Source organism: Rhodococcus sp. NPDC058521, assembly GCF_042719695.1.
Lineage (GTDB): Bacteria > Actinomycetota > Actinomycetes > Mycobacteriales > Mycobacteriaceae > Rhodococcus_F.
Window position 1 is genome coordinate 40,692 of sequence record NZ_JBHXNL010000008.1, and the last position, 16,829, is coordinate 57,520.

17 protein-coding genes are annotated in these 16,829 nt (G+C 65.9%); 9 read left to right on the plus strand and 8 right to left on the minus strand.

The features are described 5' to 3' along the window. The first annotated feature begins 178 nt into the window (after positions 1 to 178). Positions 179 to 601 (plus strand): NUDIX domain-containing protein, encoded by a 423-nt coding sequence (locus ACFWO3_RS14235; protein ID WP_378578460.1) that lies wholly within the window; start codon positions 179 to 181, stop codon positions 599 to 601. Positions 602 to 603: 2 nt separating this feature from the next. Next, entirely contained in the window at positions 604 to 1,167 is a 564-nt protein-coding gene (locus ACFWO3_RS14240; protein WP_378578463.1) for a winged helix-turn-helix transcriptional regulator, read from the plus strand. On the opposite strand, the gene ACFWO3_RS14245 is transcribed toward ACFWO3_RS14240, so the two are convergent. Beyond that, positions 1,100 to 2,503 (minus strand): hypothetical protein, encoded by a 1,404-nt coding sequence (locus ACFWO3_RS14245; RefSeq protein WP_378578467.1) that lies wholly within the window; start codon positions 2,501 to 2,503, stop codon positions 1,100 to 1,102. The genes ACFWO3_RS14240 and ACFWO3_RS14245 overlap by 68 nt on opposite strands. A gap of 141 nt (positions 2,504 to 2,644) precedes the next feature. Here ACFWO3_RS14245 and ACFWO3_RS14250 point away from each other — a divergent pair, with 141 nt between their 5' ends. Next, positions 2,645 to 3,418 carry an isocitrate lyase/phosphoenolpyruvate mutase family protein gene (locus tag ACFWO3_RS14250; protein ID WP_378578470.1) on the plus strand — a complete coding sequence of 258 codons (774 nt, stop codon included), beginning with the start codon at positions 2,645 to 2,647 and terminating at the stop codon, positions 3,416 to 3,418. On the opposite strand, the gene ACFWO3_RS14255 is transcribed toward ACFWO3_RS14250, so the two are convergent. The 7 genes from ACFWO3_RS14255 to ACFWO3_RS14285 all read right to left on the minus strand — a co-directional run bounded on the left by ACFWO3_RS14255 (position 3,394) and on the right by ACFWO3_RS14285 (position 12,022). Next, positions 3,394 to 5,589 (minus strand): AAA family ATPase, encoded by a 2,196-nt coding sequence (locus ACFWO3_RS14255; protein WP_378578474.1) that lies wholly within the window; start codon positions 5,587 to 5,589, stop codon positions 3,394 to 3,396. The genes ACFWO3_RS14250 and ACFWO3_RS14255 overlap by 25 nt on opposite strands. Positions 5,590 to 5,599: 10 nt before the next feature. Then, positions 5,600 to 6,859, minus strand: coding sequence for an acyltransferase (locus ACFWO3_RS14260; RefSeq protein WP_378578477.1), 1,260 nt, complete (start codon positions 6,857 to 6,859; stop codon positions 5,600 to 5,602). 129 nt (positions 6,860 to 6,988) lie between these two features. Further along, on the minus strand, positions 6,989 to 7,852 hold the full coding sequence (gene pssA / locus ACFWO3_RS14265; protein WP_378578481.1) for a CDP-diacylglycerol--serine O-phosphatidyltransferase: 864 nt from the start codon (positions 7,850 to 7,852) through the stop codon (positions 6,989 to 6,991). Continuing rightward, positions 7,849 to 8,562, minus strand: a complete 714-nt coding sequence (locus ACFWO3_RS14270; protein ID WP_378578484.1) for a phosphatidylserine decarboxylase — start codon at positions 8,560 to 8,562, stop codon at positions 7,849 to 7,851. Before ACFWO3_RS14270 ends, pssA begins: the two co-directional genes overlap by 4 nt. 116 nt (positions 8,563 to 8,678) lie before the next feature. After that, complete coding sequence (locus ACFWO3_RS14275; RefSeq protein ID WP_378578487.1) at positions 8,679 to 9,137, minus strand: SRPBCC family protein; 459 nt, start codon at positions 9,135 to 9,137, stop codon at positions 8,679 to 8,681. Positions 9,138 to 9,226: 89 nt separating this feature from the next. Further along, the gene (locus ACFWO3_RS14280; RefSeq protein ID WP_378578490.1) at positions 9,227 to 10,480 is read right to left on the minus strand and encodes an NAD(P)/FAD-dependent oxidoreductase; all 1,254 of its coding nucleotides are present in this window, start codon (positions 10,478 to 10,480) and stop codon (positions 9,227 to 9,229) included. Between the two features lie 21 nt (positions 10,481 to 10,501). After that, positions 10,502 to 12,022, minus strand: a complete 1,521-nt coding sequence (locus tag ACFWO3_RS14285; protein WP_378578494.1) for a flavin-containing monooxygenase — start codon at positions 12,020 to 12,022, stop codon at positions 10,502 to 10,504. Between the two features lie 76 nt (positions 12,023 to 12,098). On the opposite strand from ACFWO3_RS14285, the gene ACFWO3_RS14290 reads away from it, so the two are divergent. The 6 genes from ACFWO3_RS14290 (at position 12,099) to ACFWO3_RS14315 (ending at position 16,826) form a co-directional block, all read left to right on the plus strand. Further along, positions 12,099 to 12,734, plus strand: coding sequence for a TetR/AcrR family transcriptional regulator (locus ACFWO3_RS14290; RefSeq protein ID WP_378578818.1), 636 nt, complete (start codon positions 12,099 to 12,101; stop codon positions 12,732 to 12,734). 48 nt (positions 12,735 to 12,782) lie between these two features. Beyond that, positions 12,783 to 13,583 (plus strand): HAD-IIA family hydrolase, encoded by an 801-nt coding sequence (locus ACFWO3_RS14295; RefSeq protein WP_378578498.1) that lies wholly within the window; start codon positions 12,783 to 12,785, stop codon positions 13,581 to 13,583. 74 nt (positions 13,584 to 13,657) lie between these two features. Next, positions 13,658 to 14,212, plus strand: coding sequence for a DUF6764 family protein (locus tag ACFWO3_RS14300; RefSeq protein WP_378578502.1), 555 nt, complete (start codon positions 13,658 to 13,660; stop codon positions 14,210 to 14,212). 264 nt (positions 14,213 to 14,476) lie between these two features. Continuing rightward, complete coding sequence (gene groL / locus ACFWO3_RS14305; RefSeq protein ID WP_378578506.1) at positions 14,477 to 16,102, plus strand: chaperonin GroEL; 1,626 nt, start codon at positions 14,477 to 14,479, stop codon at positions 16,100 to 16,102. A 222-nt stretch (positions 16,103 to 16,324) separates the two neighbouring features. After that, on the plus strand, positions 16,325 to 16,591 hold the full coding sequence (locus ACFWO3_RS14310; protein WP_378578510.1) for a class I SAM-dependent methyltransferase: 267 nt from the start codon (positions 16,325 to 16,327) through the stop codon (positions 16,589 to 16,591). Next, complete coding sequence (locus ACFWO3_RS14315; RefSeq protein ID WP_378578513.1) at positions 16,500 to 16,826, plus strand: hypothetical protein; 327 nt, start codon at positions 16,500 to 16,502, stop codon at positions 16,824 to 16,826. Before ACFWO3_RS14310 ends, ACFWO3_RS14315 begins: the two co-directional genes overlap by 92 nt. The last annotated feature ends 3 nt before the right edge of the window (positions 16,827 to 16,829 follow it).

Below are 16,829 nucleotides of genomic sequence, written 5' to 3' on the forward strand. Positions count from 1 at the left end.
AAACGTACGTAGACCGTTCGCGCAGCTAGCGACCTGGGCTACGAACCCATAGTACTGGGTAACTATTCGCTACCGTGAATCGCGGCAATTCGGGCGAACGAGACCGGACTGTGATAGATGGGCTGTTGTTTCCCGCGTGTGCACGGCGATACCTCGTCATCACCCTGCGTGACGCTTTATGTTGAAGTGCGTGAGCACCGAGATCCGCACGGCCGCGTTGGCGTACATCCGCGACAGACGACTGCTCCAGGCGCGGTCGGCCGGAAAGTCGGCCTTCTACATGGCGGGCGGCAAGATCGATCCCGGCGAAACTCCGGAGGAGGCCTTGCACCGGGAGATTCGCGAGGAGCTGGACTCTCGGATCGTTCCGGACAGCGTCGCGGAGCTCGGCGTCTTCGAGGCGCCGGCCTACGGACATCCCACAGGCACCGGATTGCACATGACTTGCTTCACGGCCGATCTCGTCACGGAGCCACGGCCGACGAGCGAAATCGCGGAACTTCGGTATTTCACGGTCGGGGAATACTCCCGAATGCCGGACGTCGCACCCGGATCGATGATGGTCTTCCGGAGGCTTCACTCGCTCGGACTGGTGGACTGATCGTGATCTTCTCCGCCGGCACTCTCGACGGGATCAAATCCGGTGCCGTCACCCTAGCGTTCCGGCGGTGGAGTACTCCGCGAGTGAAGGCGGGGTCGACGCAAAGAACTCGCGTCGGGGTCATCGCGTTCGATTCCGTCGAGGAAGTCACCGCCATCACCGAGGCCGACGCCAAGGATGCGGGGTTCTCCTCGGCCGAGGAACTGTACGGCGTCGTCGATCGCACCGCCCACGGTCCGTCGCTGTACCGGATAGCGCTGCGCTACGAGGGAGCCGATCCGCGGGTGGCCCTGCGCGAGGCCGACGATCTGACACCCGACGACGTGGACGACCTGCGACGCAGATTTGCCAGGATGGATGCGCGCGGTGCCTGGACGGAGCCGACGCTCAGGCTCATCGGCGACAACCCGGGTGTGGTTTCCACCGAACTCGCACGGACGCTCGGCGCGAATCGTGCGCCGTTCAAGCAGCGAGTTCGCAAGCTCAAGGAACTGGGACTCACGGAGTCTCTGGAGGTGGGTTATCGCCTGAGTCCTCGTGGCGTGGCACTTCTGAAGTTGCTCTGACCGCCGATCGATGTCGTGCGAGCGCGGCCCCGCACGCGAGCACGGTGGCGAACATTGCGGCACCCGCGAGGCGGTGGGGCAGATTCGATCCTGCCGAGCCGAGGTCTTCGAGCGATACGACCCGGCTGAGTGGAATGGTGGTGGCGGCCGCGAACACGAGCGATCCGAAGGGCAGAGCCAGCGCCAGTGCGGCGACAGAAACCGCGCCCGGGATCGAACCGCCGACTGCAAGGCCCACGCCGATACCCAGTACGGCGAGCCGAACGACCAACAGTGCACCGTTGCTGCCGAATTCCGGAGCGACGACGGAGACGAGTGGCACGACCGCCACCACGGTGATGCCCAGAACGCTCTGTCGGATTCGCAAACGCTCGGACCGGGCGGGCAGGCCCATTCCGCACGCGACGGCGACCACTCCGACCACCAATGCGAGCCACGGGTGCACCGAGACGGACGGTGCCCGGAGGTCGTTGATCACGGTGATAGCGCCGGCGGCGACCGCCGTGGTGGCGAGGACGAACCTGCCGTCGAGGCCGGGCAGCATCCGCGCGACGGTCACGGTGAGTGCGAGCACGACGGCCAGCGACACCACGACCACCGTCCAGACCCGGAACTGACTGCCGAACTCCTGGTCTTCGATCCAGGCGCCGAGGAGCCGGTTCGCGACAGCGAGTGTCAACGCGCCGCCGAGAGCCACCAGCAGGGTGGGGTGGTCGAGTCGTTGCACCCGGAATTGCTTACTCGCGACCACTGCAGCGGCGAGGGTGAGGGCGAATGCTGCTCCCAGCAGGATCCACGAGGGCTCGCCGATCGCGGATGTGCTGAGTGACGCCGGTTCCAGATACTCCGAGTCGCCGCGGGCTGGGGGTTGGACGCCGGCGAGGACATAGGTGGCGGACACCCCGAGGACCACCGCGACCTGGGGGATTCGCGCGCCCCAGGAACCGGCCACACTCGAGCCGAGCAGTACGCCCGCGGCCGCGGTCTTCCCGAAGTGCAACGCGATGAGGGTGTCGATGTCACCGACGTCGGGGACCGTCCAGTGAGCTGCGGCGAGCACGATCACGCACAGGGCGGACAGCACCCAAGCCGTTCGCCGTGAACCCGAACGCTGCAGGCCTGCAACCGCAATCACGGCCAACACGACGCCGACGACGACGCCGGTCGGTTGGCTCGACAACCACCGGTCGAGTTCACGGTCGGATGCGTAGACCGCCCACGATCTGCTACGGGGATTGGTCAACACGAAGGCGGCCAGCGCCCCCGCGGTGAGGGCTGCGCCCGCCGCCAACGCCTCACGCGCCGTGGGCAGTGCAGTTCGCACGTCGGAGCGCATCAGGCGACAGCCTCGGAATCGAGATGGGCTGTGCGCCGGATCCGAAGGGGTCGACAATGGTCGGTGCCGAAGGAATGGTCGGTGCCGAATGCGTTCACACCACCGAGGCTAGTTGACCTCACCGACGCCAGGAGATTGCGAATGACCGAGATCGAGCAGAAGGCAACCGCACTACTCGCATTGCACCAGCCGGGAAATCCGGTGGTGTTGCCGACCGTGTGGGACGGATGGTCGGCAACTCTCGCGGCCGGTGTCGGATTCGAGGGGCTCACCGTGGGCAGTCACCCGGTGTCCGATTCGATCGGTAAGCCGGACAACGAGGGCATCACGTTCGACGAGCTGCTGCATCGGGTTTCGCAGATCACCGCTGCCGTCGACCTGCCTGTGTCGGTGGACATCGAGAGTGGCTACGGACTCGAGCCGGCTCGCCTCGTCGAAGGGCTGGTGGGTGCGGGAGCCGTGGGACTGAACATCGAGGACACCGTGCACAGCGAGAGCGGGCGCCTGCGTGAAGCCCAGGAGCACGCCGACTTCGTCGGCGGCCTGCGCAGTGCTGCGGACGCCGCCGGCGTGCACGTGGTCGTCAACGCTCGCACCGATCTGTTCGTCAAGCAGGTGGGGGAGGACTCGGACCGAGTGGACCGTGCCATAGCCCGGCTGAAGCTGGCTGCCGACGCCGGAGCGGACGTGCTGTACCCGGTCGGTCGCCACGACGACGACACGATGAAACGTCTGACATCCGAGCTGCCGCTCCCCGTCAACGCCATCGCGTTACCGGACCAGGACGATCTGTCGGCGTTCGGCCCGCTCGGTGTCGGTCGCATCAGCTTCGGCCCGTTCTTCCAGGCAGCCCTGTCCGCGCAGGCACAGGAACTGCTCGGCCGCTGGCGTCAACGCCCGTCCGCGTACGCCTGAAGGTGCGCAACCTGCTCGGGATCGAGGGAGGGGCGCACCTTCTCGCGTGCGGCGGCCACGTCCTCGGCGGTCACGTCCGCGGCGTCGATGCTGCGGCGCATGGCGGCGAGGGCGGCCTCGCGCAGCAGCGCCGAGCAGTCGGCCGCCGAGTATCCGTCGAGTTCTGCCCCGAGGTCGACCAGGTCGACGTCGTCGGCCAGAGGTACCGATTTTCCGGACGTGCGCAGCACCTCGGTGCGCGCCTCGGCGTCCGGTGGCGGTACGAACACGAGGCGTTCGAGTCGTCCGGGACGCAGCAGCGCAGGGTCGATGAGGTCGGGACGGTTGGTGGCTCCGAGGACGACCACGTCGCGCAGGGGCTCCACACCGTCGAGTTCGGTCAGCAACGCCGCCACGACCCGGTCGCCGACCCCCGAATCGGAGCTCTGGCCGCGGCGTGGCGCCAGCGCGTCCACCTCGTCCAGGAAGATCAGCGAGGGTGCGGAGTCTCGGGCCCGTTGAAACAGTTCACGGACCGCCTTCTCGGACGCCCCCACCCACTTGTCCATCAGTTCCGCGCCCTTCACGGCGTGGACGCTGAGGTGACCCGAGCTGGCCAGGGCCCGCACGAGGTACGTCTTGCCGCACCCCGGAGGCCCGTACAGCAGGACGCCCCGCGGAGGGTCGACCCCGAGCCGGGCGAACGAATCGGGGTGCTGCAACGGCCACAGCACGGCCTCGGTGAGCGCTTGCTTCACTTCGGCCATGTCACCCACATCGTCGAGGGTGACGGTGCCGATCGCGAGTTCCTCGGTGCCGGAGCGCGAGAGCGGCCGGATCACTTCGAGTGCGCCGACGAGATCGGCTTGTTCGAGGCTCGGCTCCGCGCTGGACTTGCTTGCCCGCGACGCAGCCCTGAGGGCAGCTTCGCGGCACAGCGCAGCGAGGTCGGCGACGACGAACCCGGGGGTTCTGGAGGCGATGTCCTCGAGCGTGAGGTCGGTGGTCGGAACCTTCTTCAGGAGCAGTTCGAGGAGCGCCTTGCGGGTGGCGCCGTCCGGAAGGGGCAGGGCGAGCTCACGATCGCAGAGATCCTGCCCCCGTACTCGTGTGTCCAGGGCTTCTGGGTGGGCGCTGGTGGCGACGAACGCGACCCCGGTGGTGTCGACGGCCTTGCGGAGCTGCTCGACGATCAGCGCGGACACGGGTTCGGTGGTCTCGGGTAACAACGCATCGACGTCGGTGATCAGGAGGACCCCACCACTGCGAACCCGTTCGACAGCTTCGGTCACGCGTTTCAACCGGGAGTCGGCTTCTATCGCGCCGGCGCCGGGTCCGTCGATCTCGACGACGTTGCGTCCGGCGAGGACGGATCGGGCGAACGTGGCTTTACCGACGCCTGCCGGTCCGGTCACCAAGACGCCCAGGTGCGCGGACGCCCCCAGTTTGGACAACAGTTCGGGTTCGTCGAGTGCGAGTCCGAGCCACTCGGTGAGTTTCGCGGCCTGGCTGCGAGCCCCCAGCAGATCGTCCACCGGAACGACCGGGGCAGCCTCCTCTTCGGTCACGTGGGCCTGCGGGCGGACCTCGGTAGCGGACGCCGTGCCGGTGATCCGTTCGGAGTGCGCGTGTCCGTCCCGCCAGCCGACGGCTGAGTTGGGCTGAATGCTCACCGGGCCGTCGCCGGGATCGACCGCGGTGACGGTGAGCAGTTCGGTGGTCCAGGCGACACCGAACGTGCGCGACAGAGCTTGCGATGCGGGTGCCGTACTCGTCCCGGGGCCGAGGTCGCGCGGCAGCAGCGACACCGTGTCACCGACGGACACGACCTTCCCCAGCAGTGCCTGCCGAAGGGTGGTCTCGGAAATCGACTGCACGGCCATCGTGGAACCACTGAGGGTGACCGATCGTGCCCCGTACACCGTGACGGGCGTGGCGACGATCGTGGCGTTCTCGGTGAGACCGGCATTGGACAGGGTGACGTCGTCGAGCAGGATCGTCCCGGTCGGTGTCCCCGAAGGTGCGAGTCCCGCGACCGCCGCGGTGCGCCGGGCCCCGACGAGGGCTATCGCGTCCCATTCACGCAGTCCGAGTGCCGCGAGAGCTTCTGGATGCAAGCGGGTGACACCGCGTCGGGTGTCGGAGGCCGACGTGTTGAGACGGACGGTGAGCGCCAGTTCCGGTGTGGTCACGCCGCCGAGACTACTTATCCGTCGAGACCTCGGCGGTCGCAGAGCGGTTGCCGCGAGCCCACCCGAGGCTCATCCGTGAGCGGGCGACGGTCACCTTCGCGATCGGGCTGCGCAACAGCACCTCGACGAACACGAGGGAGACGGCGAGCACCGCCAGTGCGAGGATGAGGCTCCGGGTCGTGCTGGACTCGGGGAAAGCGGAGAACAACCAGCGGGCGAAGCCTGCCTTGTGCAGAAGGTCGATCACGAGCGGGTGCACCGCGAAAACGCCGAAGGCGCGGTGTGAGCCGAAGTCGACGATCCGGCCGATCACGCCGGTTCCGTCGCCGCGATGATCGTTCCAGGCCGCCGCGATCAGGTAGAGAACCGCGACTGCTGCCAGGAACCACGGCAACGAAGCCGGGTTGACCGCGGAGGCGGCGACCTTCGGTACGTTCCCCGGTTCGGTGAGATACATGTAAGCGCCGATGCTGAAAGAGGCGCCGATGACCGAAAGTGCGAGCACCTGCGGGATGTGCGACCGGAACCAGCTGTCGACGCGATCGAAGTGGTATGCCGACAGGGCACCGACGGCAGCGAAGAACGCGTAGGTGGGGAGGGTCTTCCAGGCATGTTCGTGGACGACCGCCAGAACGCCACCTTGCGGATGCGTGAACGTGATCGCGCACCACACCCCCATCTGCATCACGAATGCCCCGGCGAGCAACAGTCCGTGATGCCCCGCGGTCTTGCGAATCAACATCCTGATCAGTGGGAAGAAAAGGTAGATCTGCATCGAGATGAGCAGGAAGTACATCTGATACTTGGCATCGCCACGCAGGATGCCCAAGCCCGCGTTTCGGGCCAGTTCACCGATACCGGGAAGGTCGTCGGGCGAGAGCATCCATGCGTCCGTCACCACGTACACGGCCGACCACACGACATACGGCAACACGATGGTGCTGAACCGGGTACGCCAGAAGGTCAGCGGCCTCAGGCTGCGCTTCGAATACGCCAGGCACAGCACGAACAGGGTGACGAACACGAACCCGTAGCGCGTGAAGTGGATGAGCATCGAGAGCAGCGACATCCGGCGGGCGACGTCCTCGAGATTGATCGTGCCGACCGTGTGCACCATGACGACACAGGTGAACAGCGAAACCCGCATGAAGTCGATGCCGTAGTTGCGCTTCCGTTTGCCGGATGCCGTGGGTTCGCCGACCGACTCACTCGAGGGGCGAGCCTGCCCGGCGCGACGGGTCGTCGCAACCTGCTCTTCGCGCACCGACATCGGACCTTCCCGGCCGCACACCGGGGATGCGTGCTGGCCTTGGCGAATGTGCGGAGACGTTAGTACACATCGCGACGGAACCCCCAAAAAGCCAGCTCCCGTGGTTACCGGTCAGTAGTGAGGGCCGGATCAGGGCCTCGGCCTCCTCAGACCCAGGCGCGCGGCGGAACGGCGTCCCGCCTGTCCGCCGGCGTTCGGTCGCCGACGAATAGCTCGGCGCTCGGCCGGCTTGATGTCCCATGTTTCGGGGCGAGCGGCCACCCAGCGCTGCGAGCGGACCGCGAACGGGATGTGGACAAGGTACACGGCCACGAGCACGATCAACAGGATGTACGGGTACGTCACCAGGGCGGCGGCGACCAGCGCAACCAATACCAGCAGCCCAGCCGCCATTCGCGGCGGAACCGACACGGATTTCATCGCCAACGTGGGGATTCGGCTGACGATGAGAACGGCGGAGAAGATCATCCACGCGACGACGAGGACGTAATTCTGCCACCATCCGTCGCCCCACTGCGCAGTGGCTGCGAGCGGCACGAGAGCGATCAGTGCGCCTGCGGGCGCGGGAACTCCGACGAAGTATTCACGCGCGTAACCGGGCACATCGTCGTCGTCCAACAGGGTGTTGAAGCGAGCAAGTCGCAGAACGATGCTGACGGCATAGACGAGGGCTACGATCCACCCGATGCTCTGGCCGTCGAGGAGGGCAACGTACAGCACCAGTGCCGGCGCGACACCGAACGAGATGGCGTCGGCGAGGGAGTCGAGTTCGGCGCCGATCTTGCTCGTCGCGTCCAACATGCGGGCGATTCGGCCGTCGAGCGAGTCCAGGACGGCAGCGGCCCCGATCATGCCGAGGGCCAGGCCGTACTCATCGTCGAGCGCGAACTTCACCGCCGACAGCCCACTGCACAGCGCCAGAATGGTGATGACGCTCGGCAGCAGTCGCACGGCTTGTGGGCGTTGCTTGCGCGGTTTCACTGTCGGACTCACGGCAGCTGGGCGATCACGGTTTCGGCGCCGATGGTGCGCTGACCACGCTCGACCAGAAGTTTCGTGCCTGCGGGGAAGTAGGTGTCCACGCGCGAGCCGAATCGAATCAGACCGTAGGTGTCGCCGATGGGGAGCATGTCGCCGGCTTTGGCGTCGCACACGATGCGGCGGGCGAGCAGACCGGCGATCTGGACGACCGCGACCTCGTGGCCGTCGGTGGTCTCGAGCAACATGCTGTTGCGCTCGTTCTTCTCGCTCGCGTCGGGAAGGTCGGCGGACAGGAACTGGCCGGCGCGGTGTTCGACCTGCCGCACTGTGCCACCGACAGGGCTGCGCTGGACGTGCACGTCCAGCACCGACAGGAAGATGCTCACCCGCGGTACGGGCGCGTCGCCCATGTTCAACTCGGCGGGAGGTACGGCCGAGTCGACGAGTGCGACCTCACCGTCGGCCGGAGCGACTGCCACACCCAGCCGGTTCGGCGGAACGCGGTGCGGATGGCGGAAGAACGTGGCGCAGGCCGCGGCGGAGACGAGAGCTGTCCGCCGGATCAGCTTGCTCTTTCGTCCGATGGCAGCGACGCCCAGCGGCGCGAGAACGAAGGGGATACCGGCAGGATGCAGGGGCGGGATCGCAGCACGAACGAGGTCGACAACGTGCCCGACACCGGTGGTCTGCGGGGTTCCTGGGGGTGTGGGCTTGCGTGCCACGGGCTCCTCTAACTGTCACGGTTGGGGCGTACGTGCCCGTTTCGGGCTTTCACAGATTACGTGAGCGACGCCCGTTACCCGGTGTCAGACACCCATCCCTGGAACCCCGCCGAGTGTCACCCGGCCTTCTCGGCCTCGGACTTGATGCGGCGAAGTGTTGCGTTCATGCCTTCCACGAGGTCCTTCTCGAAGTCTTCGTTTCCGCCGAGGACTGCCTTGACGAGGACTTGTGAAACCTTGGAGATGCCGGTGGGGGCTTCGCGGCGTTCGACGACGCGGCTGCCCGTAGCGGTTGGCTCGATCTCGTACGACCAGATCGTGCGGTTCTCCACGATGCGGAACGCGATGGTCTTCTCCGGGACGTAACGCACGACCTTGGAGGTGGTCGGCCAGACGAGCATGCCCTTGCGGTTGAGGTTCACCGTCTTCGTTCCCTCGCTCACGGTGTCCCCGAGAACCTTCATCTTCCGGCATTGCGGGCTCCACTCGCCCATGCGCTTCAGGTCGGAGACGATCGCCCACACGTCGTTGGGCGTGGCGTCGATGTCGATTGTTGCTTCGAGAGTGCGGGCCACGGTGTTCCTCCGGTTGGGTTTGGCGGCGAGTCGGACGAAGTCTAGGGGACTGTATATGTGACCGGGTGTCACAGTAAAGATGTCGGAGATCAGCGCAGTGGATCGAAGTGCCGCATCACAGCCGAGACCTCGCCGGTCATCGCTTCGGCGAGCAGTCGACCGGTCAGTGGTCCGAGAGCGATGCCCCACATACCGTGACCACCTGCCACATGGATGCGAGGCGATTTCGTGCCACCGACGATCGGCAGCCCGTCCGTGGTGCACGGTCGCGACCCGACCCACTCCTCCTCACGCGCTTCCCAGTCCACACCCCGCAGCATCGGCGCGGTGGCGGCGACGATCGCATCGATGCGACGCGGGTCGAGCGGAGCATCCGGGCTGCGGAACTCCATCATCCCTGCCACCCGCAGCCGGTTGTGCAGAGGCGTGCACGCCACGCGCTGCGCGGGTAGGTACACGGGGCTTTCGGGCAGGTACTGCGGGACGACACTGAAGCTGTACCCGCGACCGGCCTGGACCAGCACTTTGACCCCGAACGGCCGCGCGAGCCGGTTCAGGTGCGCGCCACTGGCGACCACGACTGCGTCCGCTGTGACGGCTCGACCATCGGCCGAGTCGACGCGAACGGCGCCCGGATCACGGTCGTCGATGGCAGTGACGTCGAAGCCCGCAATGATGTCGCCCCCGCGATCGCGTACCGACTGTGCCAGCGATTCCACGAAAAGAGGCGGGTCGATGAAACGCTGGCCGTGCAGTCGCAGACCCGAGTGCACGCCATCGCCCAGAGCGGGTTCGAGCGAGCGAACGGCGTCATCGTCCAGTCGGTCGAATTCGACCTTCGACCCCGCTGCCGCCGAGTTCCGGAATTCGTCGATCAGGGCTTCGCGATCGCGATCCGAGGTGAAGGCTGCGATGAACCGATCGGCGGTGCGGGTCGGTTCGCGTACGCCGCCGTCCGCCAGTTCGTCATAGGCGCCGATGGACTCACGGTTGACCTCGGCGAAGACCGACATCGCGGCGCGCCATGCCGAGGAGGTGCAGTGGCGAGCGAACCCGAGGAGGAATCGGATCAGCGTGTGATCGGTCGTGAACGGGACGTACACGGGCGAAGCCGGATCGAGCATGGCCTTGATGCCGTACTTCAACACGGCCGGCTCGGGCAGCGGCAGGGTCAGCGCGGGAGCGACCCACCCCGCATTTCCCCACGAAGCGTCCGCCGCGACACCGGTGCGGTCCACGACAGTGACCTGGACTGCCCGCGATTGCAGGAACCAGGCAGTGGACAGCCCGACCATTCCGGCGCCGATGACAACTACTCGTTCGGGCGGCTTTCGCGTACCCATCCGTCCATCATCTGCCAGCTTCTAGCTACGCGTCCAGGAATCGCCGGGCCCGGTATCAGCGGGGGTGAACTCGTAATCGTCGAGGGCGAATCTGCCCGCTTCGCGGAACGCGTTGATCGTGGAGGTCGGGCGCAGGATCGCTGCTTCGCCGTGCTGGTTGAAGTAGTAGCTGCGCGAGGTCTGACAGCTGCCGCGGTAGAACACCGAGTCGTCCAGGTTGTCGGTCATCCGATCGAGGAACTCGGCGTTCGCTCGTTCGGTGACCTCGAAGGTGTCGCTGCCGCGGCGTCGTGCCTCCCGTAGGAGTCTCGTCATGTGCTTCATCTGCGACTCGATGGTCGTGAAGTACGAAAGGCCGCTGTACGAGTACGGACTCGAGAGCGTCAGGAAATTGGGGAAGTGTGGGACGGCAACACCCTCGTAGGCCTGGAAGCGGTTGTCACGCCACCACTTTCCCAGGTTTCGCCCTTCGCGTCCCACGATCTCGATCGCCGGAAAGTTCACGTCCCACAGATTGAATCCGGTGGCGAGGACGAGGGAGTCGATCTGGGTCTTGTGGCCGTCGGTGGTGACGATGCCGTCCGGTTCGATGTGATCGATCGAGTTGGTTTCGAGGTGCACGTTCGGGCGGTTGAACACCCGAAAGTAGTGGTTGGAGAACGTGGGCCGTTTGCACCCGAAATCGTAATCGGGCGTCAGTTTGCTGCGTACGGCGCGTGAGCGAACCTGTGCCCGCAGATGGGCTCTGGCCGCGAGGGCAGCGGCTCTGTTGAGGAACTTCGCCTGCCGGTAATGCAACACGGCGCTGACCATGATCGCCTCGAGAATGCTGGTGCTGACGGCACGCGCAATCCATTGGGTGAACGGAAGTCGGGCGAACAGGCGCTGGACAGCGGCCGGAATGGGGACGTCCAGTTTGGGTACCACCCAGATCGGTGTCCGCTGGTAGACGGTGAGTTCTTCAGCGCGCTTGGCAAGTTCCGGTACCAACTGCACCGCGGTGGCTCCGGTGCCGATGATGCCGACTCGGCGCCCTTCCGGTTCGAATTCCGCATCCCACGCGGTGGTGTGGACGACGTCTCCTGCGAAGGAGTCGATTCCGGGAATGTCCGGGCGGTGCGGTTGCGAGAGAAACCCCGTTGCCGTCAGTAGACAGCGAGCGGTGATCGGGTCGGAGTTCTCGATCGCGACCACCCAATGGTGCGCGTTCTCGTCCCAGCGCGCGCCTTCCACGACGGTGTCGAAACGCATCCGGCGCTTCAGGTCGTATTTGTCGGCGACGTGATGGGCGTATCGGAACAGTTCTTCGCCGGGCGCGAAGAGACGCGACCAGTGCGGATTCGGCTCGAAAGAGTACGAGTACGTCACCGATGCGATGTCCACCGCCAGACCGGGGTAGCGGTTGACGTGCCACGTCCCGCCCAGGTCGTCCTCACGCTCGAGGATCACGAGGTTGCTCAGCCCCAGGCGGTCGAGGGCGATGGCGGCACCCATGCCACCGAATCCTGCGCCGACTATCACGGCGTCGTACTGCGGTGACACGTGAAGACCTCCTCGGTCCGACTTCGGAATGACTTATCAGAGAATGACACATCATTCCGTTTCTGAGAACCGTATCATCATGTCCGTGACGGATACCCTCTCTCGTGCCGAACGCAAACGCGCCGAGCTACGGCGCGACATCATCGATGCCTCCTTCTCCTGTTTCGCCGAGCAGGGGTATCACGGCACCGGTATCGCGGACATCGCGACGCGACTGGGTATCGGGCACGGCACCTTCTACCGCTACTTCGAGAACAAGCGCGACATCATCGACCATGTGCTCGACGATCTCGTCGCCCGAATCGTGGGATCCCTCGTCACCGACAACGCACCGGACGCCGCAGACTCGCTCGACGAATACCGCCGGCAGGTCGAACGGATATCCGACGCCCTGACCGCGATATTGCTGGACGATCCGCGCATCCCCCGTCTGCTGCTGTTCGAGGCGACAGGCATCGATGCCGACCTCACCCAGCGCCTGTTCGGTCTCCTCGACACCGCTGCCGAGCTCACCGGCGGATACCTGAAGCACGGGGTGGATCGCGGCTACCTGCGCGAGAACCTCGATATCGAGGGAACAGCCCAGGCGATCAACGGAATGATCCTCGCGGCGGTCGTCCGCAGCTTGCGCGGACACGACAAGGAAGACGTCGATTCCGTCGCCGCCGCGATCCGCAGTCTGATGTTCGACGGAATCAAATCGCCCGAGTAGGTCGCCGAGGAACTGCACTTGCTGGGGGCCGGTCGATAGGATCGATCGATGGGGCAGCAATCTCGGACCCCGGTCGACGGAGTGTTGTTCGACATCGACGGGGTGCTCGTCACGTCGTGGCACCCGATACCCGGCGCGGCAGAAGCGGTCGCCGACATCCGGCGGCGCGGTCTGCCGTGCGCCTTCTTGACCAACACCACGTCCCGGACGTGCGAAGGAATTGCCGAAGCGTTGCGGGCAGTCGGTATCGAGGTTGCTTCGGACGAGGTCGTCACTGCCGGCCGTCTCACGGCCGAGTACGTTCGCACCACGTACCCAGGCCGACGAGTCTGGTTGCTCAACAGCGGTGACATGGCCGCCGACCTTGCCGGAATCGAACTCGACGAGGCCGACCCCGAGGTGGTGGTGCTGGGCGGAGCGGGTCCGGAGTTCACGCACCGCGCGCTCAGTCGTGTCGTCGAGTTGATGTTCGGCGGGGTTCCGGTTGTCGCAATGCATCGGGGTACCACCTGGGCGACGGAGGACGGACTCCGAATAGACGTGGGCAGTTACCTCCCAGGTATCGAGGAAGTGACCGGTGTGAGAGTGGCGTCGGTCGGTAAACCGGCCCTGACTGCCTTCCTCACCGCAGCCGAACTGACGCGAACCGACCCCGAACGAACCGTCATGGTCGGCGACGACCTCGCCGGTGACGTGATCGCAGCACAGCGGGTCGGGCTGACCGGGGTACTGGTGCGGACCGGAAAGTTCCGGCAGCAGGTTCTCGAGTTGTCCCCGGTCCGTCCGGATCACGTTCTGGACTCGATTGCCGACCTACCTGTGCTGCTCGACGGACTCACCCAGGGATAGTGCGGCAGGTCACGTCGACTACGGGTACTGTCGCGGCGGAATCCGTCAGTTTCTCTGTTCCAGAAGGAGCATCCATGCCCTCTGTTTTCCCCTCCGCCGCGACTTCGTCCCTGTCGTCCCGTTCGCGATCGATGTCCGGATTCGGCCGTCGATTGGTTCGTGCAGGTGCGGCCGTGGCTGTGGGTGTCGGTGTCGCAGCAGGTCTTTCGGTCGCGGGGTCCGGCGTCGCGTCCGCCGCGCCGGTGCAGTGCGTCTCGCCACCGTCGGCCAACGACATCCAGGTGTCGGACACCGCCAGCTGCGGCGCGAAGGCCACCGAGGCCGGTCTCGCGCGCGCGGGGGCGATGGACAGCGGAACTGCCGTCAGCACGGCCAACGGTGCCGGGTCGACCACCACTTACGCGACCGGGTTCGGCACCTCCCTCGGCGCCACCGAAGGCAACGGACAGGCGTACGCCGTGACCATCGGCGGCGGGATCGCGCGTGCCGGTGCCGGTGAGGGCAGCACCAACGTCGCGATCGCCGGTTACGGCTCCGGCGCGACCGCCGACGCCAACGGTGTCGACTGCATGGGTGCTCTCTCCTTCGCGATCAACGTGAACACGGGACAGGCCTGCTTCATGCGCTGACGCGCCCGTGAGTGGTTGACGAGTCCAGGGACTCGTCAACCACTCACAGAGGGGGTGTCTCGACCTTGCACTCGGCACCTGCGAGTGCTAAAAATGCAGTTGGCACTCGCGAACCGTGAGTGCCAGGTCGGGACGGTGAGACTGGGATTCATCGACACCCCTGGTCGTCCGTCGCGGGCACCGAGCTCGGCCACAGGCGTAAATGAGGCGACCCGGTACGCGGTCGCCTTGTGTGTCACCCCCAATCCGGAGGATCACTTCGCAATGGCCAAGATCATCGCGTTCGACGAAGAGGCCCGCCGTGGCCTCGAGCGTGGCCTCAACAGCCTCGCCGACGCAGTCAAGGTGACGTTGGGCCCCAAGGGTCGCAACGTCGTGCTCGAGAAGAAGTGGGGCGCCCCCACGATCACCAACGATGGTGTTTCCATCGCCAAGGAGATCGAACTCGAGGACCCCTACGAGAAGATCGGTGCCGAGCTCGTCAAGGAGGTCGCCAAGAAGACGGACGACGTCGCTGGCGACGGCACCACCACCGCTACCGTCCTCGCTCAGGCTCTGGTTCGTGAAGGTCTGCGCAACGTCGCGGCCGGCGCAAACCCGCTCGGCCTCAAGCGTGGCATCGAGAAGGCCGTCGAGGCCGTCACCGCAAGCCTGCTCGACACCGCCAAGGAGATCGACACCAAGGAGCAGATCGCTGCTACCGCTGGTATCTCGGCCGGCGACCCGTCCATCGGTGAGCTCATCGCCGAGGCCATGGACAAGGTCGGCAAGGAAGGCGTCATCACGGTCGAGGAGGCACAGACCTTCGGACTCAGCCTCGAGCTCACCGAGGGCATGCGCTTCGACAAGGGCTACATCTCGGCGTACTTCGCCACCGATGCCGAGCGTCAGGAAACAGTTCTCGAGGATCCGTACATCCTCCTCGTGAGCTCCAAGATCTCGACGGTCAAGGATCTGCTGCCGCTGCTGGAGAAGGTCATCCAGTCCGGCAAGCCGCTGGCCATCATCGCCGAGGACGTCGAGGGTGAGGCTCTGTCGACCCTGGTCGTCAACAAGCTCAAGGGCACCTTCAAGTCGGTTGCCGTCAAGGCTCCCGGCTTCGGTGACCGCCGTAAGGCTCAGCTCGCCGACATCGCCATCCTCACCGGTGGCGAGGTCATCAGCGAAGAGGTCGGCCTCTCCCTGGAGACCGCCGGACTCGAGCTGCTCGGTCAGGCTCGCAAGATCGTCATCACCAAGGACGAGACCACCATCGTCGAGGGCTCGGGCGATTCCGACGCCATCGCCGGTCGTGTCAGCCAGATCCGCGCCGAGATCGAGAACAGCGACTCCGACTACGACCGTGAGAAGCTGCAGGAGCGCCTGGCCAAGTTGGCCGGCGGCGTCGCAGTCATCAAGGCCGGAGCTGCCACCGAGGTGGAGCTCAAGGAGCGCAAGCACCGCATCGAGGATGCCGTGCGCAACGCCAAGGCTGCTGTCGAAGAGGGCATCGTCGCCGGTGGTGGCGTCGCCCTGCTGCAGGCAGCTCCCGCTCTCGAGGCTCTGAAGCTCGAGGGTGACGAGGCGACCGGTGCAGCCATCGTTCGCTTCGCACTCGAGGCACCGCTCAAGCAGATCGCATTCAACGCCGGCCTCGAGCCCGGCGTCGTTGCCGAGAAGGTTCGCAACCTGCCTGCAGGTCACGGCCTGAACGCCTCGACCAACGAATACGGCGATCTCCTCGAAGCCGGCATCAACGACCCGGTCAAGGTCACCCGCTCGGCGCTGCAGAACGCAGCTTCGATCGCGGCTCTGTTCCTCACCACCGAGGCCGTCGTCGCCGACAAGCCGGAGAAGGCCGGAGCGCCCATGGGCGACCCGACCGGCGGCATGGGTGGCATGGACTTCTAGTCCATCCCTCGCTGCACGAAGCGGAGTGGCCCGGAACACCGACAGGTGTTCCGGGCTTCTTCATGTTGTCGACGTCGCTTGGTTTGCTGTTCCGGCAACAGGCGTTGCTGCTTCACCCTCTGCTGCGCATGATCGAGGTATGGACGAAGAATTCTGGGACCGCAAGTACCGGACGGCGAGCTGGTCTGGAGCAACCTGCCCAACCCGATACTGACCCTCGAAGTGGCCGATGCGAACTCCGGGCGCGCGCTGGATGTCGGATGCGGAGAGGGCGCCGACGCTCGTTGGCTCGCGGACCGAGGCTGGAAGGTGATGGCCACCGACATCTCGGCAGTCGCGCCGGGCGTGCGGCGACACTCGGCGACCGACCCGTATCGAGTGGAGGCACGCGGACGTCGTGGCCGAGCCCTTCGAGCCGGGAACGTTCGACCTGGTCTCGCTGCAGTACTTTCCGGTTCTCCGCACCGCGGACCAGCAGGGCGCGCGTGAACTGATCGATGCCGTCGCCCCCGGCGGGACCATCCTCGTTGTCGGCCACGCCCTGACGGGAGAGAAGTGGGACCACTTCGACCCGGCCGACTTCTGTCAGCCTCACGACTTCGCCGAGTTGCTCGGAGACGACTGGACCGTGCACGTCGACGAGACGCGGCGGCGGACCAACGCTCCGCCCGAGGGCACTCATCACACGCACGACACCGTGTTGAGAGCGAGCCGCCGGGCCTGACTT

Coding starts and splice junctions, on each gene's coding strand:
- ACFWO3_RS14235 (WP_378578460.1), top strand. CDS start 179: ATGTTGAAGTGCGTGAGCACCGAGATCCGCACGGCCGCGTTGGCGTAC.
- ACFWO3_RS14245 (WP_378578467.1), bottom strand. CDS start 2,503: ATGCGCTCCGACGTGCGAACTGCACTGCCCACGGCGCGTGAGGCGTTG.
- ACFWO3_RS14250 (WP_378578470.1), top strand. CDS start 2,645: ATGACCGAGATCGAGCAGAAGGCAACCGCACTACTCGCATTGCACCAG.
- ACFWO3_RS14260 (WP_378578477.1), bottom strand. CDS start 6,859: ATGTCGGTGCGCGAAGAGCAGGTTGCGACGACCCGTCGCGCCGGGCAG.
- ACFWO3_RS14280 (WP_378578490.1), bottom strand. CDS start 10,480: ATGGGTACGCGAAAGCCGCCCGAACGAGTAGTTGTCATCGGCGCCGGA.
- ACFWO3_RS14295 (WP_378578498.1), top strand. CDS start 12,783: ATGGGGCAGCAATCTCGGACCCCGGTCGACGGAGTGTTGTTCGACATC.
- ACFWO3_RS14300 (WP_378578502.1), top strand. CDS start 13,658: ATGCCCTCTGTTTTCCCCTCCGCCGCGACTTCGTCCCTGTCGTCCCGT.
- groL (WP_378578506.1), top strand. CDS start 14,477: ATGGCCAAGATCATCGCGTTCGACGAAGAGGCCCGCCGTGGCCTCGAG.